Origin of the sequence: Bacillus solimangrovi (assembly GCF_001742425.1) — a bacterium.
Classification (GTDB): Bacteria; Bacillota; Bacilli; order Bacillales; family Bacillaceae_N; genus Bacillus_AV; species Bacillus_AV solimangrovi.
In genome coordinates, this window is record NZ_MJEH01000011.1 from 228,901 (window position 1) to 255,211 (window position 26,311).

The 26,311-nt window shown below is 32.7% G+C and carries 24 protein-coding genes; 6 read left to right on the top strand and 18 right to left on the bottom strand.

The genetic code is table 11. The features are described 5' to 3' along the window. Positions 1–257: 257 nt before the first annotated feature. The 5 genes from BFG57_RS05795 to BFG57_RS05815 all read right to left on the bottom strand — a co-directional run bounded on the left by BFG57_RS05795 (position 258) and on the right by BFG57_RS05815 (position 4,281). Complete coding sequence (locus BFG57_RS05795; RefSeq protein ID WP_069716522.1) at positions 258–1,718, bottom strand: hypothetical protein; 1,461 nt, start codon at positions 1,716–1,718, stop codon at positions 258–260. A 127-nt stretch (positions 1,719–1,845) separates the two neighbouring features. Next, positions 1,846–2,559 (bottom strand): YjjG family noncanonical pyrimidine nucleotidase, encoded by a 714-nt coding sequence (locus BFG57_RS05800; protein WP_069716523.1) that lies wholly within the window; start codon positions 2,557–2,559, stop codon positions 1,846–1,848. Positions 2,560–2,594: 35 nt separating this feature from the next. Continuing rightward, positions 2,595–3,062: a DMT family transporter gene (locus tag BFG57_RS05805; protein WP_069716524.1), complete on the bottom strand. Its 468-nt coding sequence runs from the start codon at positions 3,060–3,062 to the stop codon at positions 2,595–2,597. 53 nt (positions 3,063–3,115) lie between these two features. Next, the gene (locus BFG57_RS05810; protein WP_069716525.1) at positions 3,116–3,814 is read right to left on the bottom strand and encodes a Crp/Fnr family transcriptional regulator; all 699 of its coding nucleotides are present in this window, start codon (positions 3,812–3,814) and stop codon (positions 3,116–3,118) included. A 41-nt stretch (positions 3,815–3,855) separates the two neighbouring features. Then, positions 3,856–4,281: a DMT family transporter gene (locus tag BFG57_RS05815; protein WP_069716526.1), complete on the bottom strand. Its 426-nt coding sequence runs from the start codon at positions 4,279–4,281 to the stop codon at positions 3,856–3,858. Positions 4,282–4,816: 535 nt separating this feature from the next. Here BFG57_RS05815 and kamA point away from each other — a divergent pair. From kamA to BFG57_RS05830, 3 genes are all read left to right on the top strand, one after another. Continuing rightward, the gene (kamA, locus tag BFG57_RS05820) at positions 4,817–6,217 is read left to right on the top strand and encodes a lysine 2,3-aminomutase (RefSeq protein WP_069716527.1); all 1,401 of its coding nucleotides are present in this window, start codon (positions 4,817–4,819) and stop codon (positions 6,215–6,217) included. 38 nt (positions 6,218–6,255) lie between these two features. After that, positions 6,256–6,534 (top strand): YokU family protein, encoded by a 279-nt coding sequence (locus BFG57_RS05825; RefSeq protein ID WP_069716528.1) that lies wholly within the window; start codon positions 6,256–6,258, stop codon positions 6,532–6,534. A 73-nt stretch (positions 6,535–6,607) separates the two neighbouring features. Continuing rightward, complete coding sequence (locus tag BFG57_RS05830; RefSeq protein ID WP_069716529.1) at positions 6,608–8,203, top strand: PucR family transcriptional regulator; 1,596 nt, start codon at positions 6,608–6,610, stop codon at positions 8,201–8,203. Positions 8,204–8,250: 47 nt separating this feature from the next. Here BFG57_RS05830 and BFG57_RS05835 read toward each other — a convergent pair whose 3' ends face one another. The 7 genes from BFG57_RS05835 to BFG57_RS05870 all read right to left on the bottom strand — a co-directional run bounded on the left by BFG57_RS05835 (position 8,251) and on the right by BFG57_RS05870 (position 14,029). Next, positions 8,251–9,120 (bottom strand): alpha/beta fold hydrolase, encoded by an 870-nt coding sequence (locus BFG57_RS05835; RefSeq protein ID WP_069716530.1) that lies wholly within the window; start codon positions 9,118–9,120, stop codon positions 8,251–8,253. 116 nt (positions 9,121–9,236) lie between these two features. Next, positions 9,237–9,899: a nucleoside/nucleotide kinase family protein gene (locus BFG57_RS05840; RefSeq protein ID WP_069716531.1), complete on the bottom strand. Its 663-nt coding sequence runs from the start codon at positions 9,897–9,899 to the stop codon at positions 9,237–9,239. A 90-nt stretch (positions 9,900–9,989) separates the two neighbouring features. Continuing rightward, on the bottom strand, positions 9,990–10,337 hold the full coding sequence (locus tag BFG57_RS05845; RefSeq protein WP_069716532.1) for a hypothetical protein: 348 nt from the start codon (positions 10,335–10,337) through the stop codon (positions 9,990–9,992). A gap of 44 nt (positions 10,338–10,381) precedes the next feature. After that, the gene (locus BFG57_RS05850; RefSeq protein ID WP_069716533.1) at positions 10,382–11,257 is read right to left on the bottom strand and encodes an NAD-dependent epimerase/dehydratase family protein; all 876 of its coding nucleotides are present in this window, start codon (positions 11,255–11,257) and stop codon (positions 10,382–10,384) included. Between the two features lie 138 nt (positions 11,258–11,395). Beyond that, positions 11,396–12,037 (bottom strand): DUF3139 domain-containing protein, encoded by a 642-nt coding sequence (locus BFG57_RS05855; RefSeq protein WP_139125070.1) that lies wholly within the window; start codon positions 12,035–12,037, stop codon positions 11,396–11,398. 560 nt (positions 12,038–12,597) lie between these two features. Beyond that, positions 12,598–13,344, bottom strand: coding sequence for a coiled-coil domain-containing protein (locus BFG57_RS05865; RefSeq protein ID WP_069716536.1), 747 nt, complete (start codon positions 13,342–13,344; stop codon positions 12,598–12,600). Between the two features lie 193 nt (positions 13,345–13,537). Beyond that, positions 13,538–14,029 carry a GNAT family N-acetyltransferase gene (locus BFG57_RS05870; protein ID WP_069716537.1) on the bottom strand — a complete coding sequence of 164 codons (492 nt, stop codon included), beginning with the start codon at positions 14,027–14,029 and terminating at the stop codon, positions 13,538–13,540. Positions 14,030–14,840: 811 nt separating this feature from the next. On the opposite strand from BFG57_RS05870, the gene BFG57_RS05875 reads away from it, so the two are divergent. Together BFG57_RS05875 and BFG57_RS05880 are read left to right on the top strand one after the other, a co-directional pair. Beyond that, the gene (locus tag BFG57_RS05875; RefSeq protein ID WP_069716538.1) at positions 14,841–15,764 is read left to right on the top strand and encodes a DUF4179 domain-containing protein; all 924 of its coding nucleotides are present in this window, start codon (positions 14,841–14,843) and stop codon (positions 15,762–15,764) included. Between the two features lie 30 nt (positions 15,765–15,794). Beyond that, positions 15,795–16,229, top strand: coding sequence for a hypothetical protein (locus tag BFG57_RS05880; protein WP_069716539.1), 435 nt, complete (start codon positions 15,795–15,797; stop codon positions 16,227–16,229). Positions 16,230–16,330: 101 nt separating this feature from the next. On the opposite strand, the gene BFG57_RS05885 is transcribed toward BFG57_RS05880, so the two are convergent. Continuing rightward, positions 16,331–17,401 carry a saccharopine dehydrogenase NADP-binding domain-containing protein gene (locus BFG57_RS05885; RefSeq protein WP_069716540.1) on the bottom strand — a complete coding sequence of 357 codons (1,071 nt, stop codon included), beginning with the start codon at positions 17,399–17,401 and terminating at the stop codon, positions 16,331–16,333. 48 nt (positions 17,402–17,449) lie between these two features. Then, positions 17,450–17,776, bottom strand: a complete 327-nt coding sequence (locus tag BFG57_RS05890; protein ID WP_069716541.1) for an antibiotic biosynthesis monooxygenase family protein — start codon at positions 17,774–17,776, stop codon at positions 17,450–17,452. An 88-nt stretch (positions 17,777–17,864) separates the two neighbouring features. On the opposite strand from BFG57_RS05890, the gene BFG57_RS05895 reads away from it, so the two are divergent. Continuing rightward, a complete protein-coding gene (locus BFG57_RS05895) occupies positions 17,865–18,614 on the top strand; it encodes a hypothetical protein (RefSeq protein WP_069716542.1) in 750 nt (249 codons plus the stop codon). Positions 18,615–18,780: 166 nt separating this feature from the next. Here the strand turns inward: BFG57_RS05895 and BFG57_RS05900 are convergent, their stop codons facing one another. The 4 genes from BFG57_RS05900 to BFG57_RS05915 all read right to left on the bottom strand — a co-directional run bounded on the left by BFG57_RS05900 (position 18,781) and on the right by BFG57_RS05915 (position 26,242). Then, complete coding sequence (locus tag BFG57_RS05900; RefSeq protein ID WP_069716543.1) at positions 18,781–22,386, bottom strand: chitobiase/beta-hexosaminidase C-terminal domain-containing protein; 3,606 nt, start codon at positions 22,384–22,386, stop codon at positions 18,781–18,783. 820 nt (positions 22,387–23,206) lie between these two features. Then, a complete protein-coding gene (locus BFG57_RS05905; RefSeq protein ID WP_069716544.1) occupies positions 23,207–24,103 on the bottom strand; it encodes a PhzF family phenazine biosynthesis protein in 897 nt (298 codons plus the stop codon). Between the two features lie 82 nt (positions 24,104–24,185). After that, the gene (locus tag BFG57_RS05910; RefSeq protein ID WP_069716545.1) at positions 24,186–25,175 is read right to left on the bottom strand and encodes a leucine-rich repeat domain-containing protein; all 990 of its coding nucleotides are present in this window, start codon (positions 25,173–25,175) and stop codon (positions 24,186–24,188) included. A gap of 89 nt (positions 25,176–25,264) precedes the next feature. After that, positions 25,265–26,242, bottom strand: coding sequence for an MFS transporter (locus BFG57_RS05915; RefSeq protein WP_083249098.1), 978 nt, complete (start codon positions 26,240–26,242; stop codon positions 25,265–25,267). Between the last annotated feature and the right edge of the window lie 69 nt (positions 26,243–26,311).

Consider the following 26,311-nt stretch of genomic DNA (forward strand, 5'->3'; position numbering starts at 1 on the left):
AGCTAAACTTTCATTAGCAGAACTATTGCTTCATCTTCCACTAGCAGTTAGTTCAACCAACTAGATACTTTCTCACACAAAACTCACATAGTGTCTCCATTCTAAGTTTCTATTAAAAAGGTACTGATAGAATTGATCCATCAGTACCTTTATTATTTTTCGAATTGAATATGAGTGTTCAATTAATAATATAGAAAGTTCTTTTAACTCTTATCAATTCACTATCACTTTTTTGTATGAGTGTCAGCATTAACTATTTAATAATCATCCTCTACATCACTTAGAACAAAGTAAACATCAAATGTTCCTTCAATATTTGGTAGTTTTACTGTTGGCTTAGATAGTGAGGTAATTTCTGAAATATATTTCTCGTTCTCATTTTCAAATACTAAATATCCTTTAACTTCACCATTATCATCACGAACAGTTAACTTGTTCCCGTAGCTATCTTCAATCGTTAATTCGCTATCTCCTCTGTACAAATACAAATTACTATTTCCTTCATATACTTGGTCTGCAATATTTAATTGTGCTTGAATGTTGTTATCAAAATCAATTTTTATATTATTTGTTAAGTCAACTTCATCAATCTCAAATTCATACCTTATTTTATCAACTGAAACACTAAATCTAATGTCATAATCGAGCTTTGTTGTAAATATTTTATTAACTTTCCTATAGTCACCATAGAGCGGGCTACAAGTTGTAAAGTAATCAAAATTACAAAGCGATAAAACAGGGAACTCATATCCTTTATCAATCTGTCCATCAAACTCAACTTTTACCAATTCACTATCATCTAGTACAAGTTGTTGATGATCTTGGTTAATCTCAGTTTTTAAAGATAATAATTGATAAATTGAATGCTCATCATACGCTAAAATTTGTATGTTATATGTACCTTCTGGTATGAAAAAACTTTCTACTATTTCATCAAATTCCATGTATGCTAATATTTCAGGATCTTTAGCGTTCAAATAATATTCAAGGTATATACGATTATATTTTAGTCCTTCTTTGATCGCATTACTTATGGATACTTCAGTATATTGAACATCATCTGTATATATTTCCTTACCACGGTCATCTGCATCGATTGTAATTTTATAAATCTTATTCTTGCCAACTATAAATCCATAATAAGGCCCTTCTACATCCCAATCAATCCCATACAATTTTAGTTTTCCATTATCATATTGACTACGAATAGACATTGTTGTGTAATAATACTTATTATCATCGTATTTATAATTAAGCTCTTGAAGAGAAATACTCTCTTGATCATCTATTAAAACAGTCACATCAGGGGTAATTTCTTCAACAACCTTTACCTCTATGTATGCTTTTAAACCCTCGTATTTTGCAGTGAGTTGGGCAGTGCCTAGTGATATACCGCTTACTCCATACTTATCAATTACTTCGATAACTTTAGAGTTAGATGATTGATACTCTGCAAACTCTCCAACAAACTCTCTCGAACCATCTGAATACTCCGCAAATAAAGGTAAATATCCAGTGGTGTTTTTTTCCACTTCCACTGAATCGGTCTTGAATTTTAACGAAATAATCTTCTTCTGTTCTTGATCACCTTGTCCCTTTTTAATCGTTATACTAGTCTTATTACTTGTGGTTATAACTTGATCATTTGATGCAAAGGACACTGTAGGCAATAACAGTAATAATGATAAAACTAGTAATATAATCGGTTTTATCTTCAAAATAACTCCCCCTATTTTTTACTAATAACCTACATATTACCATAATACCTACTCTTTATGTGAACTTCTAATCTAACTATCTTTTAAAGATATAAATTAGGACGAGTCTTAACCCATTTTCATATTATTAATAACTACCAACGCTACTCTTCTTTCCATTTAAAATATGAAATAACTCTTCATGTTTCTGTATTTGAAAAGTCGGCATGATTTTTGTTTCATTTTGCTTCATACTAGGATTAAACCAACACGTGTCTATACCAGCTATTTGTCCACCTCTAATATCAGCTGTTAAGGAATCACCAATGATGATCGTTTTCTCTAAAGAAAAGTTCGTAATTCTTTCAAATACATAATTAAAGAATCCTTTCATTGGTTTTTGAAAGCCCGTATCCTCTGAAACAAAGACATCCTTAAATAATGGGTGTAATCCTGTTGCATGCAAACGCTTATGTTGAGTTGATGAATACCCATTTGTCACAATGTACAAATCATAATGTTTGTGTAGTTCAGATACTAATTCAACCGCACCATTAACGAGTTGATTCCCTTCATCTAAATAACTGCGAAAATCTTTTTCTAGCAATTCACCATCTACTTCTTGACCATATTCCTTAAATAAAATCGAAAAACGGGAGGTTACTACTTCATCGCGTTCTAACTCTCCCAACTCGTATGCTTGCCACAAACCTTTGTTTATTGTTTTATAACGTTCTTCTATTTCAGTCGTTAACTGTACATTTTGCTTTTCGAACAACCGAGTCAACGCGACTCGCTCAGCCGCACCAAAATCTAATAATGTATCATCAACATCAAATAATAACGTGTTATAATCCTTCATCACGATTTCTCCATTCCATAGTTTATATTCATTTCTTATGCACTCTTAGATGTTACATTATCTTCACTTGTTCCTCCAAATTTAAAAATAAGAATCCCACCGATGATAACAAGTACACCGATTAACTGATTCAATGAAAAAGGAACCTTTTCTAATCCTAACAATCCGAATGAATCAAACAATAGAGCAATAACAAGCTGAGATGTTAGAGCGATTGAAATTGCATATGTTGCTCCAAGTATCTTTATACCTTGAACAACAGAAAATACTACACCAACTCCTATAATTCCACTTAGCCAATACCATAATTGCATATTTTCAAAGTTAAACATATTCAAACCTTCGGAGAATAACCCGAGTATTAACGATGCAAAAAAACCTAAACCTAATACTAATGTCGTCGTTGTCCAAGACCCTGTATGTTCATTAACCTTACTATTGAATATATTTTGCAGACCTACTAGCGAACCTGCAAAAAGTGCGAAGAATAAACCTATCATCATTCTTTACATCCTCCTTTTCATTTATTGTGTTTCTCACATTCACCTGTTATTTCCTATTCATAAATGTTGTGTCCTGCTATTTCACGCAATCCTTGTCTATCCTCAACTACGATATATCCTTTTTTCCTCTCTATCAATCCCTTTGATCTAAACTGACTCAGGACTCGATTCAGATGTCTGTAACTCGTTCCGATTAAGTTAGCAGCATCTGGTAAGCTATCTGTCTTTAATTGTTCTTGAAAATTATCCTCTGATTCCTCAAATGAAACTGATAACAAATAACTGGCTAATCGTACTTCTACTGGATACATCAAATTAAATCTTAATGAATTCGACTTTATATGGAACTTCTCTGTAATAATTTCTAGCAAAAAGCGTGTAAATGGTAATGAATCTGTTGCGTATTTCTTTAACCATTTATAATGAATTCCAATTAAATATCCTGAAGATACCGCTTCAACTGTATTAATAATTTCTATATCACGCACATATTCAATATCACCAATTAATTCAAGTGGAGCTTTAAATGCAAGGATAAGTGTTTTTCCTTCTACAGAAGTTGTATAGATTTTCAACTTTCCCTTTACAAATATATATAAATTTTGACTTTGTTCACCTTGAGAACAAATGAGCTCACCTTGTTGAAAACTATATAAAGATAAATGTTGTCTTAAATGGCCATTAAATATTGATTCAATTTGATAAGTTTTCAAGAAATGATTCAATAACTCTCGATCGTTTACTTCTTTCATAATCGCATCACTCCTTCAGTAACTTCCTATGACAATGTCAATCAAACACTTAAAATAATGACACCTACTAACATCATTCCAAAACCGATAAACTGTGGTAGTTCAATCTTTTGTTTTTTTACACCGAACCAACCCTTACTATCAACCAAAAATGTTACTGCAAGTTGAGATATGAGTAAACCAGCTATTGTGAACGTAGCACCGATTCGATTCATCGCCATAATATTACCAAAAACAACAAATGCACCAAATGAACCACCTGATAAATATAACGGGTTCACTTTTTTAAACATTTTCCATTTTATATCTCGAACGACTAACATTATTAGAAACGCAGCTATAAAGCCCGTTAAATGAGTAATTGTAGCTGTTTGCCAAGTGCCCATATCTACACTAATTCGTGAATTGGCTACACCTTGTATTGTAATAAAAGCACCAGCTAAAAATGCAAAGATAACGCCTTTCATATTTTTTCCTCCTTCATTTAGACTACATCTTAATTAAATGATAAATATAAGTAAGTTGAGAAGGACATATGTCTTAAAGTGTACCAAAATCCATTTTTTTATTGTTAAATTCTTCTGCGTTACCTAAAGAGTGCCGATTTTTCATAAATTATGCCGATTTTTGAGCACAACTCAAGCTAAATTCTATCATTTTACATCTCAACCTTATTATAGGTATATATCTGTGCTTATTTTTCGGCAGTTACTTTATACAAAAATGTTAAAATTATCTCAAAATTCAACCTTTTTTATAATTAAATGAACTTAACGGTCTAATATTTTATTAATTTAGATTATTTTAAATTGGCACAAAAATTGCATATTAATTATGTTAGATAAAACTTTAAGATGAGCGTGTGTTCAAAATGAGAAAAGAGAACTTATTACATTCAACCAACTACTTAGTGTTAGTAGGCCTGAATGCTTCTCATATTTTCGAAATGAAATCAATAAGACAATTGAGCATCCTCTATCAAAATTTCTAAGGAGTGATAAAATGGCTTCAAAATTATATAAACCGAATCGTCATTGGAAAGATATTGAGTTATGGAAAGATGTAACAGATGAGCAATGGAATGACTGGATTTGGCAACTAACAAATACCATTCGCACGTTAGATGATTTGAAGAAAGTGATTAATTTAACACCAGAAGAAGAAGAAGGCGTTAAAATTTCCACAAAAACAATTCCATTAAATATTACACCTTATTACGCATCATTAATGGATCCAGATGATCCACGTTGTCCAATTCGCATGCAATCTGTACCGATTCATGAGGAAATCCATAAAACAAAATATGACCTTGAAGACCCACTTCATGAAGACGAAGATTCTCCAGTACCTGGTTTAACACATCGATATCCAGACCGTGTCCTGTTCCTAGTAACAAATCAATGTTCAATGTATTGTCGCTACTGTACAAGACGTAGATTTTCAGGTCAAATTGGGATGGGCGTTCCAAAGAAACAACTAGATGATGCAATTGCATATATCCGCGAAACGCCACAAGTTCGCGACGTTCTAATCTCGGGTGGTGACGGATTACTCATTAACGATAAAATTTTGGAATATATATTAAAGAACCTACGTGAGATTGAACATGTAGAAATTATACGCATCGGTACGAGAGCACCTGTTGTTTTCCCTCAACGAATTACAGAGAACTTGTGCAATATTTTAAAGAAATATCACCCAGTTTGGTTGAATACACATTTTAATACATCAATTGAGATTACAGAAGAATCAAAGAAAGCATGTGAAATGCTTGCGAATGCAGGTGTTCCGCTAGGAAATCAATCTGTAATCCTTGCAGGAATTAATGACAGTGTTCCAATTATGAAGAAACTCATGCATGATCTCGTGAAAATACGTGTACGCCCTTATTACATCTATCAATGTGATTTGTCTGAAGGTATCGGTCATTTCCGTGCACCAGTAACAAAAGGACTTGAGATTATTGAAGGATTACGAGGACATACATCTGGTTATGCTGTTCCGACATTTGTTGTAGATGCACCAGGTGGTGGTGGAAAAATTGCACTTCAACCTAATTATTTAATTTCACAAAGCCCTGATAAAGTTGTTCTTCGAAACTTCGAAGGTGTTATTACGACTTATCCAGAACCAAAAGGCTATGTCCCTGGTAGAGCAGATGATTATTTTGAGGAAATCTATCCTGAATATAAGAAAGAGTACCGCTCAGCTGGTATTACTTCACTCTTAAATGATGAACAATTCAATCTTGTACCAGAATCTGTTGACCGCTATAACCGACGTTCAAATTATTCTGATAGTGAAGGTCATGAATCGTTGAAGGACAAACGAGAAAAACGCGATGAACTTAAAGAAAAGAAATATCAATCACAATTAAAAAAGTTTGATGAAAAAGTGAATTAACATTAATTCTTTCTAACGAGAAAGGAGTTTTATTTATTATGAAATGTGATTGGTGCCAAGCAGAAGGAGCTCAAGAAACGAGTACAACCGTTTATTGGGAACTTCCAGATGGTACACGTGCAATAGAAATTACTGAAACACCTGGAGTTTCATGTCCAGCTTGTGGTATGGAGTATCAAACCGATTCTGTTATAAATGAACTCGAAGATCACCTCATGATTATTGATACAAAAAAGTTAAATAAATCTACATCTTACAAAGAACTTTTAAAACAACCAAAGCTTTTAAAGAAAAACTACTTTAATTTTCAAGAATAATTCTTAGGTCTTCTTCTTGCACACTTGTGCTCAAGAAGACCTTTTTTAACTTATAACTATAGGTGGTGACACTATGATTACGATAAAAGAAATGTTAAACCTTCCTCTATTCCAATCCATGAAGTGTGTCGCAGGCAAACATGGTCAAGAAAACCTTGTTCGCTGGCTTGTTACGCTTGAACTACTGGATGATATTGACCACTTACAGGAAGGTGAACTGTTACTTACAACAGCTTACGACCTCCATTCTCATCCTGAGATGAAACATAACTTAATCCAAAAATTATCTCAGCAAAAGCTATCAGGTATTATGATCCAAACAGGTTATTACCTTGAACACATTCCTGATGAACTAATTCAAGCAGCAGAACACCTTCAGTTCCCTATTATTGAGATCCCTAAAACAATTCCTTTTTCGAGCATTACGAGGTCTGTTCATCAGCAAATTATGAATAGTCAATTTACGCAACTAAAGTATTCTCAAGAAGTGTATGAAGTGCTTACCGAAATTGCCAAAAACAATGAAGGGTTAATTTCCTTTGCACAATCGATCAGTTCACTCATCCAAGCAGATATTGCGTTCTTTGATAACAACTTTAATAAGTTGTGCAGTGCAATTTCTCATTTCACTACCGATATGACGTCCATTCAACAAATTATTATCGAAGAATCCTTCGATCAACTTGATCATGATGACATTCGCCAGCATGCTTTAACAGAGAATGAGACGTTAATCATTAAGAAGATTCACTCACAAGAAAGTATATACGGCTACTTGATCGCGATTCGAGAAGAACCCCTTACACAACTTGAGGAAATTGCAGTTAATCATACAGCAACCATTGCAGCACTTGAATTTATTAAGTTGTTGAAACTAGAGGAGAAAGATATTCAATTGAAAGCAGATTTTCTAGAGCTCGTCCTTACAGGAAATTACGAGGATGATTTAACAGTTTATTCAAAAGCTGAGGCATTGGGTTACAACCTTACTCCTAATGATACCTGTGTAGCAATTTTAAAATTTGATAACCTTCCAACAGATAATGAAGAACGAAAAAAAACCGAACATCATGTACAGCAATTGATATTAAAACAGCTACAAGATCATGCGATCGAACCATTATTCAAGCGAATGGATCAACAGCTTGTAATGTTGCTCACAAACTACTATCCTCATAGAGTGAGTATTCAAGAAATGCTTGAAAATGTATCTATGCAAATACTGGGGACATATGAAATGACATTATCCATTGGGATAGGCAATTATTATCATCATTTTCACGACTATCGATATTCATATAAGGAAGCACAAGAAGCGCTATATATTATTAAATCCGTATGGAAAAATAACAAATGTCTTCATTATGGTGAGCTCGGTTTATATAAACTACTATTACCATTATTAGAAAATAAACCACTCATTCAAGATTATTATGAGAGTATTCTAGGTGGTGTTATACAAAACGAGAAGCTACTGGAAACATTATACGTCTACTTAGAAGATATGCGAATGAACAACGCTGCTGAAACTCTGTTCATCCATCGACACACATTAAAATACCGAATTAATAAAATTGAAGAATTAACAAAACGCAGGTTCGATAAATTTCAAGATCGCGTTGAATTAGAATTGGCACTTATTATTCATCAAGTTCTAGGTGGTGAATAATGAGATGTATTAAAGCAGGCTTTTCATTAAAAAAGATTTGAGTTGATTTAATCAATATTACTCGATGAAACCGTAGTAAAGAATTGCTCTGCAATATTGATCATTTCAGCTGGCTTTTCAACAATTGTCCAATGGCCACATTCCTCTATTTCTATTAATTGAGCATGAGGAATATTCTTAACCAATAGTTCTCGAATAATGGAAGGCGTTAGTATGTCGTGACTGCCTTGTGCGATCAGGATTGGGATATTAGAAAGTCTATTCAATTTATCATTTATATCATAGTTTTTTCTAATATCTTCTCCTATACACTCATTTACAACACGATTGTATGTTGTATTTGATTTATGAATCAATGAAACCTTAGAGAATACATAATAAGGGTCCAATACGTTAAAGATATCATGGATGGAAGCATCCCCTGTTTTCATATAGCCTTCTAATTTAGAAAGCTTACATTTATCATCCGCACTCAATCTGTCATTTAACTCAACTTCAAATCTTTCAAAGCCTTCCGACGTTACACCAATTGCTGCTGTTAGAAGAATGTTTTGAACTCTTTCTGGATATGTCGTTGCATATAATAATGCAAGCATTGACCCCCATGATTCACCGAATAAGTTCATCTTTTCAAAACCTAACTGGATTCGAAGTAATTCAATGTTATCAACTTCATCACTCATTGAATAATTATTTTCTTTTGATTGTTCTGATGTTCCACACCCTCTCTGATCATACAAGACCAACTTGAAATTATCTGCTAAAGGTAAAACATGTGGGAGAAAGAAACGATGATCACTCCCTGGTCCACCATGAAGGAATACGATAGGTTCTCCTTCACCAATACAATTCACATAAAATTTACTACAATTTAATTCAATTAATGAACCATCTGAATAATGATTCGCAGGCTTCATATCCTAACCTCCTTAAGCGAATTACCTTCTTCTATAATAAAAATCCCATCAATGGGGTCAGTTCTCCCCCACTGATGGTCAATCAAGTTAAGCATTATAACATCCAATAGATATAATTACTTCCATATAATAGTTGGATAATCTAAGTCATTATTATTAAAAATTACATCCACAATTTGTTGAGGTGATTCTTGTTTTAAATATAGTTTCGAAGCAGCATGATAACGTTTAATGAACATCTCTTCAGCTTTGCTAATACTCCCAAAAGCTTGTTCTTCACGTTTTGATCCTCTTCTTCTCGCTATCTCAAAATCAGTATCTACAAATATCTTAAAATCAAAATGGTTACGCAATTCCTTTTTGAACAGGAAAGTCCCATCTATAACACAAATCAAACCCTTAGTTGCAACTTTCACGTCAGGTTTTACATACACATCTTTATCTAAATCCAAAGAACTAGTTTCGTAATGTAAGCTTCCGTTTGACCCTAGAGGAATTAATAACTTCTGTTTAAATGCCTCATAATCATGAGCATCTTCATAATAACCAATAGCTGATTCTTTTCCTTGTTTGTATCGTATGGCTTTTGAATTGTGAAAATTATCAATACTCGTTCTCTCAACTTTTTGACCTTTAGAATGTAGTACCTCAGCAATCTCATTTGCTAGTGTTGTTTTCCCAGATGCAGTAATACCACTAACTCCTACTCGAACTGGACGATCTAAGTTTAAATTTGTAATTCGATCTGCTAAATCAGAAATAAGTTCGTGCCTTGACATGCAGTATTCCTCCTAACCTTATGTAAATATATCATATTATGTAAATATATCTTTCCAATAATAACATATCAAAAATCTAAAATGTTCTAATTAATGATTCAGCCTATTGTTATTTTGTCGACTTTGCTCCCAAGCTCTAATACAAAGATATAAGAATGGATTAACAAAACTTAATGCAGATATCGCTAAAAACATCATATTTGCAACATTATCGATACTATCTTCACTTAAATTCAATTCATCAAGAATATTAAAATGAAAAGTAAGAAGTTGATTAGCTAGTATAAAATTAACTATGGATATACTGCTAATAGTAAACCAGTTAATATATTTTTGCCTCTTCTTAGTAATAATTATTGTAAGGCATAAAACTATCGACATAACGAGAAGCGTTATGAACATTGGCCTTAATAACGTGAATGGTTCATATGTATACATAAATAGATCCCCTTTATTGTCCATTACGAAAGTTTAATTGTTTCTTATTTGTTTACAAGTGCTTGAACGAGTGAAGGGAACCAATTATTTATATGCTGAAAATTATACCCCGCATGCGTTGCTTTTGAGTTATCTAAGTACCAAGATTCAGCGATTCCAAACGGTGACATATGTTCATTTGATACTTCAAGTTCAGTTAATGCTTTCTTTCCAACCGCCTCTTCTATTATTGAAATGATTTGTTGGATAGACATTTCACCAGTGGAACAAGCATTAATTGGTCCTCTTAACTGTGCCTTCCCTAACCAATGAAGAAACGCTGCCGCTTCTTCTGAACTTATAAAAGAAATTAACGCATTTTCATTTGGTATACCGATAGGAGTTTCGTTGCTTACGTGATTGATATGAAAAAGTAATCTATTTGTATAGTCATCCGTACCTAAGACGATCGGAAAGCGGACGGCACTAACGGGGAAATCAGCTTTTTGAAAAAAGACTGCCTCAGCTAAGCGTTTTCCTTCATCATATGTGAAATCTGATCGAACGCCCGTTTTGATCGGATATGAAATAGGGTCAAAATCTTCTTCTATAATCTTTCTTTCCTCAAAACCATAAACAGATTGACTTGATGTTAAGATGTACTGTTTAACCTTTCCAGAAAAAATAGAAACGGCATCCATAGCTGCTTGAGGAGAATAGCAAATATTATCATAAACGATATCCCAATCTTGAGAACCAGCTACTAGCTTTAGAGATTGATAGTCTTCTCGATCAATTACTAATCGCTTCACTGTATCTTGAAATGGATCGTTCGTCTTACCTCTCGTAGCAATCGTTACATCTTCTCCATTTTTGATAAGTAACTCAACGAGTTTTTTACCAAAGAACCTTGTTCCACCTAACACTAATATTTTTTTCAAAGTGAACAACTCCTTTAAAGTATAGTTTATCTCTATCAATCACTGAAATTACTTTAATCTTCTTCACTTAAACTTAGATGACTTTTCTAATTTATAAAAGTAAGACTTAGCACCAGCTGACAAATGCTAACGCATTTTTTAATTCCATAACTCCTTTTTCTGAAGGAACTCAACAGTACTTCCTCTATCAAAAATAAGGTAAACAAAATTCGGTTCATCTTTAAATACAACTCGGGCATACGATGTAACAAGTGATACACTCACAATATTCAATGATTGAATTTCCCTATTTTGAAACATACTAGATTCATTCAAATACTCATTCACATCATGTTCCATTTGTCCAGTAGTTGTTAACCGTTGATCAAAAATGATAAATAAACTTGGTACAAAAACGAACCAGACTAATAAATAAAGAATTAGTTGTTTTATATTCTTATTTTCATTCCATAATTTAAAAATCTGTGTAAGAGTGATAAAGAAAAATGGAAATAACGCTGAAGAATAACTAATATCTGCAAAAAGTAAACGATTTGTTAACATAACATATACAAATAATAGACTTACGCATATTGCGATCTTTCTTACATAATTTTTATCATACCTTGTCACAATAAATGCTATTATTAGCAAAATAAACGTATACTCAATTATAGTAATCCATGCAGTGGATGAAGTAGCAACATCATAAATATCATAAAAATATGTACCAAGTAGCACAGCAAGAAAAAGAATAAATATAATGATACCTATAACCTTTTTTATATTTATTGTATACACCTCATATCTATAGAGGATCTTATATTTTTCTTTATATTTTCAATCATCTTATTTTACCACTTTTTTCTATAAAAAGAGTATATGATATGTTATATGTAACTTTCTTGAAATTATCTATTATATGATTGGAGTGTATTCATGCAACTTATTAAAAAGAAATATTATTCTTTTAGAAAAATAACACTCATATCACTGGTTACAATTTGCTCAATGCTTCTTATTCTTTTCTTTATAGGATTTTTATATTTTGCAATAACCTCTATAACGACAGGTGAAAATTTTCTGGATGACCCAGAAGTTAGAGAAGAGACACACAACTTAACTGGTGAACTATAGTTTTTTTCTAATAATATTTATACACACATGATTATTAGCAATGAACAAGTTGTTGTTGCAAAGATTGAACGAAACATAGAAGTTATAACATGAAGATTATCGTTTGCTAAACATGCTTATATATAACAAATCTCGATAAATTGGATTCTATAATGATGAAATATACAATAGTTGAAGCTATAGAACTAGCGATGAAATCACATGCACTTGTTAAAAAATAATATTCAATCAAAGGAAACGATTTCAACTAACTTAGCATAACTAATTGCATCAGTTGCATGCATAATAAGAAATGTATAATCCTCAAATACTGCTCTCATTTGCATTTGTCCATCTAAACCATCTAATTCTGCTAATTTATCACCTAATCTTTCTTTTAATTCATCCGTATTCGAAACGTTGAAGACGATATGTTCACTTTCTGCTTGTGATACTGTTCTTGGCATATTTTTAATTGAATTTGGATGAACAGAAAATACAATACTATCAGCGACTTGAGAATGATAAATGGATCCGCTCACTTCAAATTGACCATCAAAATCAACAAAATAATTCGGAGGATACTCTTCATGCTCCTTCTTTGTTACATCAGTTACAGTCAGGTCCCTCACTCTCATTCCTTTTGAAACCGTACTTAAATTATAAATACCATATTGTTCTGCAAACTTTGCTTCACCTATTTCATTAATTATTGCTTCAATTTCTCTTTCTAATTTTGAATTTGTGTCTTTACTTATCTCTAGATTAACATCTAATTTTTTAATATTTCGTTCACTTACCGCTACGTCTATATTTAAATCTTTAATTTTTCTTTCTTGTTTTCTTATATCGTCTTGTAAATTCGACACTTGCGCTACGAGTACTACATTTTCCTCAGTTAACTGTTCAACTTGTTCTTTAAGCTCAGTTTGATTACAGCCTGTCATGAATATTATTAATGTCAATGGTATGATAAAAAAATGTTTTTTCATCCTGATCCCTCCAAAAACCATTTTAATTCACGGCAAAAATAACGGGCTGTGTTAATTATTTTTCTTTATCCCACCCGAGGTAAATTAATCCAGTCAGATAATTACTTACGATTGCTACCACAAGGGGATTACCAAGACACTTTCCCATTTAAACTTTTTGACTTTTCTAAGTTTAGAAGTGAGAGTCTTAGCCTCAGTTAACAAGTGTTAAATCAAAATGAAATATTAATTCTTCTCCATATTCACCATTAAACCTCAAGCCTTTATCAGAAAAACCAGCTTTAGTATACAAATTTTTTGCTGGTGTATTTGTATGATGAAATGTTAAAATTATTTCGTTTTTTTGTGAAAAATTTTTCTTTATGATTTTTGGTAACAAATTTAATGCATTAAACGCATATCCTTTATTCTGATAACGTGAATCGATAGAGAAAGACTTAAAGAGGATTGCATGCTTATTACTTGTATAGATATTGCTTGCTTCATCAGTATATAAGGCAAAGAAACCAATCAAATCATTTCCTAATTGAATTACATACGGCTGTTTATGTTGATCGTTTTGTAATTCACTAACTACATCTAAAGGTAAAGATGTATAGATCGCTTGTTTTTCAGGTAAATCGTAGTTTTTAATAGCTAAAAAATCAGTATTTTCATATGTTCGTATTGTTAAACTATTCGACATGTAAGGTCACCATTTTCAAATTGTAATTTGTTGTTTTATCTTCACAAGATGCTGAGACTTTAACTTTCAGTCTATCTTATACTCCATTAATTTCATTACGTTTGTGTTAATTCCCTCACTCATAATTAGAATTTCATAAAGATTCCAAGCTAAGGTATTGACCTTGATTAATAATAATAATAATTTGAAATGTTACAAATGAAATAATAATTATCCCTAACAACCCCGATAATTTTTTCAACATTGTTTAAAATACTTTTAAAAGTATTTGGTATGTAACCTTATATACTATTGAATCTCTGAACTGACTATATAAAGTTTATTCATCTTCGCGATTTGCTTCTCCAAAAAATCGTATACAAATTATTGTGTTTTGCACTATTCCAATCAAATTAACAGAATAAGGTATTATATGTTAATTATTAATTAACTCAACTTAAAACACAAGATTTATCCAAATTAAGTTAAATCACGATATATAATTTAATATTTCCGTTACTACCTTTAATAAGCTTACAAACTCATAATTGACATTATTAACCTTTTATGTAATTATATCGTTATTCACTCACTCATAAATGAAGGTTTACAAAATACTGTTTATTGAACAAATAATGATAGCAGTATCTCGTTCATATATGTGAAATCATAAAGAATGTTAATATCATTACCACTATATGTATTATATTCTTATAGATATATATGATACTTGATCAAACCTATAATTTTTTTCTCATAATTTGTAACAAGCTTTTTTTGTTCGGTTTTGAAATTACAAAAATAACTATACGTAATTAGGAGGAGAGAGATTTTGAAAAATTTCAAAAGGAAACTTGCTGTAGGAACGATAATCACTGGCTTGACTTTTTCTGCATTTGGTAACACACTTCCAATTTATGCTGAAAGTAATTCACATGTAGAAGATATCTTCAAATATTTAGATAATGACAATACACGCCTCTTTGATGATCACAAACCAGGTCTTTATGATGATTATAAAAAGCACTCTACTGAAATAAACTTAACTAAAGAAAGTAATGGCATTAAAGTCACAATCAATGAAGCAGTGTTTGATGGAAAAACTGTTTTCTTCACTTATACTATAGAAAGCAAACGTGATTTAGGTAAACGACCAAACTTAGATGATTCAGCAGATATAGTCGGAGCGATTAAGGAGTCAGGAACCACTCAAATTGCTAAGATTGATAATAATACATATGTAGGTTTAGAAACTATTTCGAACGTTGATGGAGAAATAGCAACAGCTGCCAATGTTAAATGGGAGATCAATAGTTTCTTCAATCGAGAAACAAAGAAACAATATAATGGGAAATGGAAGTTTGACTTTGCTATAAACGCATTAGATAACAAAATGATAGTCGTTAATGACAGCACTGAGCAAAATGGAGTAAAAATAACTGTCGAAAAAATATTAGTAACACCTATGTCATTTATCGTTTACTATAATGAAAAAATCGACGAAAATGTCATAAATAAGTGGGATGATATTGACGCTAATAGATTTGAACTTAAAGATGATTTAGGTAACAGCTACTTAAGTGAATATAATTCTGGTTGGCGTGATGGTGAATATAAGACTAATTGGAGTCGTACGTTTGAAACAATTGATCCAAACGCAACAAAACTCATTATATCACCTAAAGCTACTTTTTATTCAGATCCTGATAAACAAAAAGACATTCAGCTAGATGATATTATTATTAAGTTAAAATAATATTAGCGCTCCGTTGTATGAGGAATTTTCATGAATAAAAAACTCTATTTTTTTACTAGTTTGAGTCTTTCAATAATATATAGTTTTTCGTTACTTTATGTATTACCTAGATTACCTTTACCTTCTATTGAGGAAATCGATAATGGGATGGCTTTTGTAGCATTTGTAGCTTTAAGCTTTGTAGGAACTATTTTTTTGGGTTTGTTATTACATCTATTAATTTATTTTTTTTACATTAGAAAATCTAGTATAGAAAACATTGATTTTAAAATATTTTTCACATATCAAAAATCTATACTATATACTGTATTACAGCTTTTTATAATAATTTGTGTTGGATGGTTAGTGTTTATATGTATTCGAGAAGGTTTTCCTTTATGGAATATTGTAATGTTAATAATAACTTTTCTTTCATATACATTTTGGTTCTTGTTGATAGTGAAAGAAAGGTTATTTAAAGAATGATTATAATTTAGCATTCTAGTTTTACTAGGAGTAAGAACCTTATAAGGTTCTTACTCCTTTTTCTTATATAACAAATACTTAAAATGTCACTCAGCTAAAATCTAAACTAATCTATTAATTTCTTTAAATGTTATATCTGGACAGTTCATTTTAGCTATTATTTCATCGAAGTTCGTTATATCAGAAGGTAACACAACACCTTTAATTTCTTTATTTTGAACTATTTTAGCTAGAGTTGCCGTTACCATTGCTGTTGTATAATAATCGGAGAAAGTAGCTACAGCTAATGTTTTTACACATGTTTGCTTATTTATAATTCCTTTAACCTCAACAGAAAGGTACGCATGTTCATTTTTATTTGGGTTATGCTTTACTAGATTAGCAAGTAACTTATTCTCGTTAAATTTTTGAACTCTATCTAGTACACCAATTTTTCTCAACAATGATATTAATGCATTAGAAATTTCATTATTCCATGATGTCCAGTAGTTTATGTTTCTAGTTTTAAATTCCTCATAGAAATGATTTTTTTCAGCATGCTCAATAAGCCTAACTTCATGCTCTATGTCATACCCTAAGAACATTAACTTTCTCTTTTTAGTAAAACCTGCGACAATATTATCATTATTATATACTGGATGAGAAATTATTTTTAACATGTCTAATATGCCTGATAGACCTGCTTTTGCATTTGTATTTTGTAATAACCCTACGTTTATTTCAGTTATGTCATCAAAATCAGTAGCTACTTTTTTTATCATCAATCCAGATAACCCAGGAAAAAATCCAGACATTACGATAGAACATACACCATTTTTCAGTTCATTTTGTTCTAACCGTTTCACTTTACCTACAAAGTCAAAGAAAGGAGTGACATCAATACATATGATACATCTAGTTATGCAAACATTTTGAATATTAGGGTTTTGTTGTTTTATTACAACGATTACAATGTCAATATCCTTTATTACCTTCATTACACACTCTTCACTATTTACATCTAAATATCGAAATTCAACTTCATTATTAAAGGATCGAGCTAATTTTTTTCCTCTTTCTGTTTTATAATCGGTTATGACTAAGTTTAACTCGTTGTTAAATATTCGAAGCAATTCATCACAAACTAATTTACCTAGAACCCCAGAAGCTCCAACAACCATAATCCTCGTCATATTGTTGTAAACTCCTTTCACTGTGAGTTTAACTATTTCCTATTAATCTTACATTTCAAAATAACTATCCCGTTCTACCTTGCACACTCTTAACTTAAATGTTGCATACCACTCTTTTTTACCTTTTTCTTGTGCAACCTTATGTAATGAATGTTCCTTCCAATTTTGAATTGCTTCTAATGAATCCCAGTAAGATACAGTTATTCCAAATTGACCTTCCCTCGCACTTTCAACTCCTAGAAATCCATTCTGTTGAGAAGCAAGCTCTACCATCTTTCTTGCCATTTCTTTATAACCATTGTTTCCCTCTGTTCTCCATGTAGAAAAAATGACCGCATAGTACGGTGGTTCTGGTGTTTTAGCAAAATCACTCATTTTATACTCATCCTTTATCCAAATATCTGTAAAAATTCACTTGACCACTAATATCTATTATTGTTAGGATTTTCCTAGAGGTGATAATATGAAAAAAGTAATGTTCCTGCTATTATCTATAATTTTATTAGTAATAACAGGTTGTAACAATAACATTGATCAATTATCGAAAGAAAATGAACAGCTAAAACTAGAAAACCAAGAACTAAATTCAAAAAACTTGAAATTACTCAGTGAAAATAAGGAAAAAGACAGCAAAATACAAGAATTACACACCGAACTTGAAATTAAAGAAATTAAGTCTAAGATTTTAATTGAAAAACAATTAGAAGAACATAATAGAATAATTGAAGAATTAACAGCATTAGTCGATACAGAGTTGACTGAAAAGTATGGAATTTTCAACCGAGAAACTATTAACAGTGGAGACAAAGTTTCAGGTTTAACTGTAATAGACGTAAAGAAAGAAAAACAAGATACAGGTAACACCAATTACTTTGTTAATTTTAATGGTCAGTTTGAGTTAAAAGGTTCAGTATATTATTCCCAACTACACGACGACTATATCTTTAGAGTTAATACTGACTCTACTAATAAAATTCCTCATACGTTATACAATATATTAGCTTTTCGCATTGAAAATGAGGATCGGCTAAAGAAAGCTCTAGGAAACAAAATAGATAATCTAGATAAATTAGAAAAGTTAGGTCCTGAGGAAAACGTATCCAAATTAGAATCTGAAGTACCGATAAAAGCGGTATTTGAAGATTTTTCATATGTATATATTCCTGAGTCAGATGCGATAAGCAGTGCTAAATTTGTAAAGGTTATAAATTAAATATCAGAATATACGAATTCTACTTAAATTCACTTCATATAATTGTCACTTACAACTGTTATATAAAAAGAAAGTCATCCCTTAGAACGTTTAAACTAAGTTCCAAGAGATGACTTTTTTCAATCTTATTCTAAAAGCTTGTTTGTTAAACTATAACTTTTTTTAATTAGAGTCTCTTTAAAATTTTCTCTAATTCATTCTCTACTTTATCTACATACTTAGAAAGTTTTGATTCGCCATGTTTGTTCACTTCTGTAATCATCTTAGCTAAATCACGTTCGATGTGGTTAACAGATGTGTTAACATGCTTAATCGTTTTCTTGTCTGTTACACCGTCTAACACTACTTTTGAAATTAAAGACTTTGCTTCAGATGGTTGAATTTCTTCTGACATTACTAACTCAGCAAGTTCTGTTGCAAGTTCTTGTGCTGAAGCATCTCCTGCTTTGAAATCAGCAATAACCGATTCAATGTCAGTTGATTCACCATCGCCATTATCGTCAGGAGTTTTTGTTAAGTCCATTTGAATTAATATAGGGTCATGATCACTTGCTGCTCCTGAAGCTTCTGTAAAGTCTGTATTAATGTTAACGATATCTACTTCTGTGTTGTCTGCAACATTGTTTGTTACTAAAATGTGATCCAACACTTGTGAGTTCCCTTGGTAAATGTACGTGTAACGTTCATTTGCTGGCAACTCTTCAATCATATTCGTTAACACATTTCCCTTTAATGTAATCATTGATTCCGCAAATTCAAAGTCATTCATATCACCTAACACAACGATGTTCGCATCTGGATTCACTGCTAAAGCATCATTGATAAATCCGTTCAACACTTTTGCTTTTTCGATACGGCTAGGTACACTACCTAATACGACTGGTTGCTCACTACCGTATGCTGCACCATCACCACGTTTTGAGTTTAAGTGGTTCGCAATAACAACAACTCTCTCACCATTGAACTCAAATTCTGCCGCAAGTGACTTACGTGAATTTGAAAACGCTTCGTTCGTTGGGTCGATACGACCAGGATTCAATGTTAACCCATTTTCATCATAACCTACTGCTGTTGTTGCATCACCAGCTGGTTTGTCAACAAGGCTTACACGCTCTGGATTGTAAATGTAACCAACACGGATGTTACCACCTGGTTGTCCACCATCCTCATTGTACACTGGTGCAATATCTGTATAGTGATACGTTGGTCCACCCGCTGCTTCAATTGCTGCGATTAACGTTTCGTATGATTTACTTGCATCACTTGAACCACTGTCAGTCGGACCGTCATTATCTTGTACTTCAATTAATCCAACAACATCTGGTGTCTTCAAGTTTTCAATAATTGATTGTGCAATCTTTTCAACTTTCTCATGATCCGTTTCTGCTGAGAAGTTCTCAATGTTATAAGATGCAACCGTTAACTTATCCTCTGCTTTTTCAATGTCTGTTACGGGACGTTCTAATCCACTATCAATGACTGCTGGTAAATCTTCTGTCATCTCTAGTTTGAACATGCTATAGTCATACGTTACAATCCCTGTAATTGAACCATCAAACTTATCACCTGTTTTTAAATCCATGTCTTTGCCTATTTTCACCGTGATGCGCTCAGGGTTGTCATCTTCAGGTGTAATAATTACGCCACCTGCTTCTGTACGAAGTGAGTCAACCGTGCTTTCCACAACGACTGGTACTTCTTCGTATTTCGGATGACCAACAACAGTCGCATCATTTAACACGATACGCATACCTTCTAAGCTTTCATAGAAGTCAATGCCATCTTCTTCTGGGTCAAATTGCGCAAATGCGTCATTATCAATCACCTTTGTTGGAGGTATGCGATCTTCGCCGATAACAACTGGTGCTGGTAGCTCTTGGTTAGATGCTTCAACTGTTACATCTGTTGCTTTAATTTCAGTCGTTAAAAGATCCTTCGCGTCAGCATAACCCATAGGTTTAAATTCTTCCACTTCACCTGTCACTGAAACGAGGTCACCAACTTCAACATTTGTGCCTTTAATATAAACGTAGATTCCTTCTGATGTACGTACATCATCATCTGCTTCAGGTGATTCCATGAAGAATCCTCTTGAACCATCTACATGTGTAACAATACCTTTTACATTCTTTACAACTTGTCCATCATATAAAGAAACATGTCCAACACCTTGGATATCATGAATATCTAGAGAGTCAAGTGCTAAAATCGTTTGGTAGTCAAACGTTGACACTTTACTCGTTTCTCCGTCTTTTACGACAATTGCTTTAAGTGTTGTATCTTCTGTGATTTCAATCGGAGTGTTGTAAACAATACTATCAGTTGTTGGTTCCGTACCATCTACTGTATAGTAAATCACACCGTCTTCAACTAATGTTGAAAGTTCAACTGTTGATCCAACTTCAATTGCACCTGATGCTGGGTTCGCCATCACTGAGAATGTATCTTCGATAATATCTAGAGCAGAACGAGGTGTAAGCTTATACTCACTGTAGTTATAGTCGATTACTCCCGTAATTGCATCATACGTTTTGCCTACTTCTAGTAAACTACGATCTTGTGGACGTAACTTAAACTCACCATTTGCATCCATACCTGTGAAGTTTCCGTTACTATCTAAATCAGTAATCGTTACATTTTTAACTTTAACTAGTTCAGCTTCTACCGCTTCACCTGTCTCACTAGTTAAATCTGAAGAAGTAATGACTTTTGGCTCCGGTACAGTTTCATTTTCTACTAGTACATTGATAGCATCAACTTCTAGCTGAGCCATATCAAAATACTGATTCAATGAACCTTCTGCAGAAATGCGGTCACCTACATTTGCGTTGATATCACCACGTACGACAATACCACCTGTTTCATCTTCAACAAATAGGTTTGTTTGTCCACCAGTTTCAATTGATGCAGTGACAATACCCTCAACCTTCGCTTCACTACCTACTTCAAGATTTCGAACATCTGTGATAGATGTAACTTCAAGAGGTTTTTTTACAGTATACGTAAATGAACCTACATTACTAGCATCCAATCCCTCTTTTACTGCAATCGCTTTAATTGTTACATCTTCACTTACAGTAATTGGAGCTTCATATAATGTGCTCTCTTCTGTTGGTTCTGAACCATCTGTCGTATAATAAATAGATGCATCATCAGTTGAAGTTGATAATACAATTTCTGTACCTTCTGTAACTTCTCCTGAACCAATTGAAGCTTTTACTTTCGAAGCTTGTGTAACTTCACCATCAAAGCTTGTCCAACTAATGTTATCGATTACAATTTGTTTCTCTGTTACGTTAACGAGTTTGATTTCAACCTCACCAGCAATATCTAAATTATCTACCGAGAAGTTGTGAACATCCGTATCATCAAATGCTTCAGATGTTCCTTTTAATTCACCATTAATATATAATTCGACTTGACGATTACCGCTTCCAGTAAAACCTTTCTTCAAATCTACTGAAAATGAACTAATACCATCTTCAATTAGACCAGAAGTGATACTACTAGTGTCACTACTACGGCGTAGCATAACTCCTTTACCATCAATCGGATAGTCACCTTCATCACGCGAAGCAACATATGACCATGTTACCTCATCATTTCCTTCAAATAAGTTTGTTGAATAGCTTCCTGTTGCATTCGAATTATCAAACGTTTCTACATACGTTTCAGCAGCAAACGATTGAGAAATAACACCTGCATTAAACAAATTAAACACTAGCAAACCTGATAATGCTAGGCTTGTGCGCTTTTTAGTTAACTTAGACACTTGCATTCTCCTCTCTCGACCATTTTATGAACGCGCTTACAAGCGAAGTAATAGAATATGCAAGATGTCTGATGTATGACGTCTTGCGCTTACTTCTCTTACATTATAACAGGAATTATATGAGTATAAAATCGTATTTTCTGATGTAAATTATGGTACTATAGGATGAATTAATCCAATAGTGTACACTTGCACCTACTATGTAATTTCATCGTATATTCTTGTTTAACAATAAAACTTATTTTACTCACACCACAAACTGGAAGATGTCTTACTCTTCAACAGCAGTCCACTATATTTATTTGATTTTAATTATTGACTTCCCTTATTTATTCATACACTACTACAATTAAGAAATAAGATTTGATTAATAAGAGCAAACATTAATTACGACTGTGTTCTCCATCACTATTGCTATGAAATAGAAAATTTCTTTTAAGGTGCACTAATTGGGTCTATTATTCATAGGTTAGTTACTAATAAATTATTTCTAATGTAATCAGAAACGATTCATGATGGCTAGTGCTCTTTGACGTGATACCTGGAATATCTCTTTATATACGACTATGTAGTATTATATAAATTTTACAAGCACTTCTATTATAAGGAATAGCACCTACTTCAGTGATGGCAATGCTCAGTAGCTGATCAGAAGCAAGTATTCCAGAAGTTCTCTTTTAAATCAATCTAAAAAAAGAACGCATTTTTCATTTTAAAAAATGCGTTCTTTCCTTATTATATATAAAACAATTATTAGAAACTCAACTTATTACAATCAAATTATATGATTACTTCAATCACATATTTTTTACCCATAACATCATTCTTCCACTTGAACTTCAAATTCCTTCACATAAACCGCACTGCCTGTTATCTCCACTTCGTAATCATTTTCTTGTTTAGAAACAGCCACCTTCACTTGCCCTTTCTTGCCAATTTCATGTCCCTGCTCAACGAGTAAATTCAATTTCTCATCATCATTGTTGTTAATATATGTAGCATAATATGCACCTAATACGCCTGATGCTGTACCTGTTACAGGATCTTCAACCGTACCAGAATAAGGTGATGAAAAATGTCTTGCATGCATATCAGCTGTCTCATCATCAGTTTCTAAACAAAAAGGATGAATGGACGCATTAGGCATCTCTTTCAAAATACTTGGAAATAATTTGTTATTTGGTTCCATTCTCTTGAAAGCACTAAGTTCTTTTATTGGAATGACTAACGTCCAAGTACCTGTACTACCGTATACAATCGGTAAATCTAAATCAAGATCATCTTTCATTAGACCGATTGACTTAGCTAGTTCGTCAATCGCTTCATTAAATTGTTCAAACTTAGGATTAGCCTGTTTCATCGTAATATTTATATGTTCATCATCTTTACGGTCTAACTTAATTGGTAAAATCCCAGCTCGTGTCTCAATTGTAATTTCTTCCTTATTTAATATCCCTTTAGATGCTAAAGCATAGATTGTAGAAACTGTCCCATGCCCACATAGACTCATCTCATGTCCTGGTGTAAAATATCGTAACCTAATATCAGCAACATCTGATTTAACAGGGAAAGTCGTTTCATTGAATCCTACTTTCAATGCTATTTCTTGCATTTGCTTATCTGTGAGACTATCCGTATTTAATACAACACCCGCTGGATTTCCTTTATTCGGCTCGTTACTAAATGCATCATAGTGAAATACGTTAACAGATTTCATTTAAGTTTCCCCCTTATCGGAATGCTCACCATACTTTGAAAAATAACGTTAAATGAACTTCAAATTTTTAATTTTTATTTTTCTACTTAAAATTTACCGATTTTAAATTTAGCATCTTTTCAATCACTTTAGGTGTAGAATCAAACATATTATTACGTAAATCTAATGTTCTTAACTTTTTCAGTTGTGTAAACTCATCAGGTAACGAATGCAAACGAGTATAGTTAATAGACAAATGTTCCAAATTAGATAATAATCCGATCTCAGGTGGTAATTCACAAAGTGAAACATCCTCTTTCTTAATTACTGTTTGACCAGATTGAAGCTCAAAATAACTACCACAGTATACTTGCAAATACTTCAAATTTTTAAGATTGCTAATCTTTGCTGGAATTTCTTCTAAATCCTCTGTCCAGATGATTAACTCTTCTAGCTGTTGTAAGTTAAATAGGCCTAGTGGTAAATGATTAATATTATGTTCAAATAGTTTAAGCTTCTTTAATGAAGTCATATGAAATAACTTATCTGGTAACTGATCAATCTCATGCCTCGAAATATGAAGTTCTTCTACTTTATGACGATAGGCATCATCTATAAATCTCTCAAAATCAGCATTAAAGTTTCCTTTAAGAAACACACCTTCAATCTCAGATGAGATCATCTCTGCCTGTTCTTCACTAACATTAATTTTCCTAATCTGCTCGTGCGCGATGTTAATTAGCCATTCCTGACCTTCTGAATCAAGAAAACTTAAATCTTCTGGTAAATGAGGATGTTGCCAATCTCCTAATCGATTCGCAACTGATTTCAAAACTTTTGCACTTTCTTCAGTACAATCGTAGAAATAAATCGTACCTTCATATGAATATGCTACACTTAATTGTTCCATTAATTTATGACACCGCTCTGTTCTCACTAAAAAAGGAGCTAATTGACTAAACACTTCATCACAAGACTTATGTGTAAGCATATCCTCTCGAATTACAATCATAAACTGAGCAGTATGTTCAATCGCATAATCAATTAACCTTCTATATGCACTTCCATGTGGATCATTATACATTTGAATCATCTAGTTTATACCTTTCTTCATTAAGAATACAAAATTCTCATTTATAATTTTTACAATATTAACACATTTAAAGTTAAAAGTCCCTGTTATCACGTGTCACTTGATTTCAATTTCTGTAGAGGGATCAAATACAATAATAGTAAACAACCAAGTACGATATAGGCTATCTTGAGTCCAACTGCTGCAGCGGTAACACTTGCAACTATTGGCCCTATCATCATCCCGAATGAATAAGCTGTATTATAAGTAGCAAACGTAACACCTTGAGATGTGTAACCTGCTTCATGAGTAATATCAGCTAACATAGGTAGTGCTGGTGTTAAAATCATTCCGAGACTAATACCTAACAATGCGAGTGTAATAACCTGAGCTCCTATTACTGTTGGTAGTGCATTTAGTGGCAATGCAATAGCCGCTAACACAATTCCGAACACAATTGTTTTTACATATCCATAACGAGTAGACAAAGCACCAATTAGTGGTGCAAACAATCCATATGTTAAAGTAACAATAACAAACAATAACCCAATTACTCCCGGTGAAGCATTCAAATTTTCATTCATATGAATTGGCAAAGTTGGCTCTATGCTCGCAAAGACTGATGAACCAACAATAGCAACTCCAGCAATCATTAACACTTTTTTATCACGTAAAACTTTAAATGGCGAACTGAAACTTTCTGACTTAATTTCTGGTACATGCCTCAAAAATATAAAGCTCATGAACGCAACAAATAGAGCAATTGCAGCTGCACTGAAAAAAGGCAATCTGTATCCACCTAGTTCAAATAGCCACCCTCCAAATGGTGGTCCAAGCAATACTCCACCTGCTTGACCTGACATGACTATCCCCATTACTTTTCCTCGTTCCTCTTTTGGAAAAACTTCTGCAAGTAGCGCTAGCCCTGCTGTCCATGGGATAGCTGCGGCTACTCCTTGTAAAGAGCGAGCAATTAACAGAAATATGAAATTAGATGCGAATGCAAATATAAGTGTTGTAAGAGAAAGACCGAGAAGCCCACATACGATATGATATGCTCCCCCATAGGTAGACAGATTTAAAAATATAAATCTGGCTGCTTATGGGGGAGTATTTATTATGTCCAAAAGATCTTACTCTGTAGAAGAGAAATACGA

Coding starts and splice junctions, on each gene's coding strand:
- kamA (WP_069716527.1), top strand. CDS start 4,817: ATGGCTTCAAAATTATATAAACCGAATCGTCATTGGAAAGATATTGAG.
- BFG57_RS05910 (WP_069716545.1), bottom strand. CDS start 25,175: ATGATTCAAATGTATAATGATCCACATGGAAGTGCATATAGAAGGTTA.
- BFG57_RS05885 (WP_069716540.1), bottom strand. CDS start 17,401: ATGACGAGGATTATGGTTGTTGGAGCTTCTGGGGTTCTAGGTAAATTA.
- BFG57_RS05805 (WP_069716524.1), bottom strand. CDS start 3,062: ATGATGATAGGTTTATTCTTCGCACTTTTTGCAGGTTCGCTAGTAGGT.
- BFG57_RS05880 (WP_069716539.1), top strand. CDS start 15,795: ATGAATAAAAAACTCTATTTTTTTACTAGTTTGAGTCTTTCAATAATA.
- BFG57_RS05890 (WP_069716541.1), bottom strand. CDS start 17,776: ATGAGTGATTTTGCTAAAACACCAGAACCACCGTACTATGCGGTCATT.
- BFG57_RS05905 (WP_069716544.1), bottom strand. CDS start 24,103: ATGAAATCTGTTAACGTATTTCACTATGATGCATTTAGTAACGAGCCG.
- BFG57_RS05815 (WP_069716526.1), bottom strand. CDS start 4,281: ATGAAAGGCGTTATCTTTGCATTTTTAGCTGGTGCTTTTATTACAATA.
- BFG57_RS05845 (WP_069716532.1), bottom strand. CDS start 10,337: ATGTATACATATGAACCATTCACGTTATTAAGGCCAATGTTCATAACG.
- BFG57_RS05825 (WP_069716528.1), top strand. CDS start 6,256: ATGAAATGTGATTGGTGCCAAGCAGAAGGAGCTCAAGAAACGAGTACA.
- BFG57_RS05810 (WP_069716525.1), bottom strand. CDS start 3,814: ATGAAAGAAGTAAACGATCGAGAGTTATTGAATCATTTCTTGAAAACT.
- BFG57_RS05895 (WP_069716542.1), top strand. CDS start 17,865: ATGAAAAAAGTAATGTTCCTGCTATTATCTATAATTTTATTAGTAATA.
- BFG57_RS05840 (WP_069716531.1), bottom strand. CDS start 9,899: ATGTCAAGGCACGAACTTATTTCTGATTTAGCAGATCGAATTACAAAT.
- BFG57_RS05800 (WP_069716523.1), bottom strand. CDS start 2,559: ATGAAGGATTATAACACGTTATTATTTGATGTTGATGATACATTATTA.
- BFG57_RS05835 (WP_069716530.1), bottom strand. CDS start 9,120: ATGAAGCCTGCGAATCATTATTCAGATGGTTCATTAATTGAATTAAAT.
- BFG57_RS05870 (WP_069716537.1), bottom strand. CDS start 14,029: ATGTCGAATAGTTTAACAATACGAACATATGAAAATACTGATTTTTTA.
- BFG57_RS05830 (WP_069716529.1), top strand. CDS start 6,608: ATGATTACGATAAAAGAAATGTTAAACCTTCCTCTATTCCAATCCATG.
- BFG57_RS05865 (WP_069716536.1), bottom strand. CDS start 13,344: ATGAAAAAACATTTTTTTATCATACCATTGACATTAATAATATTCATG.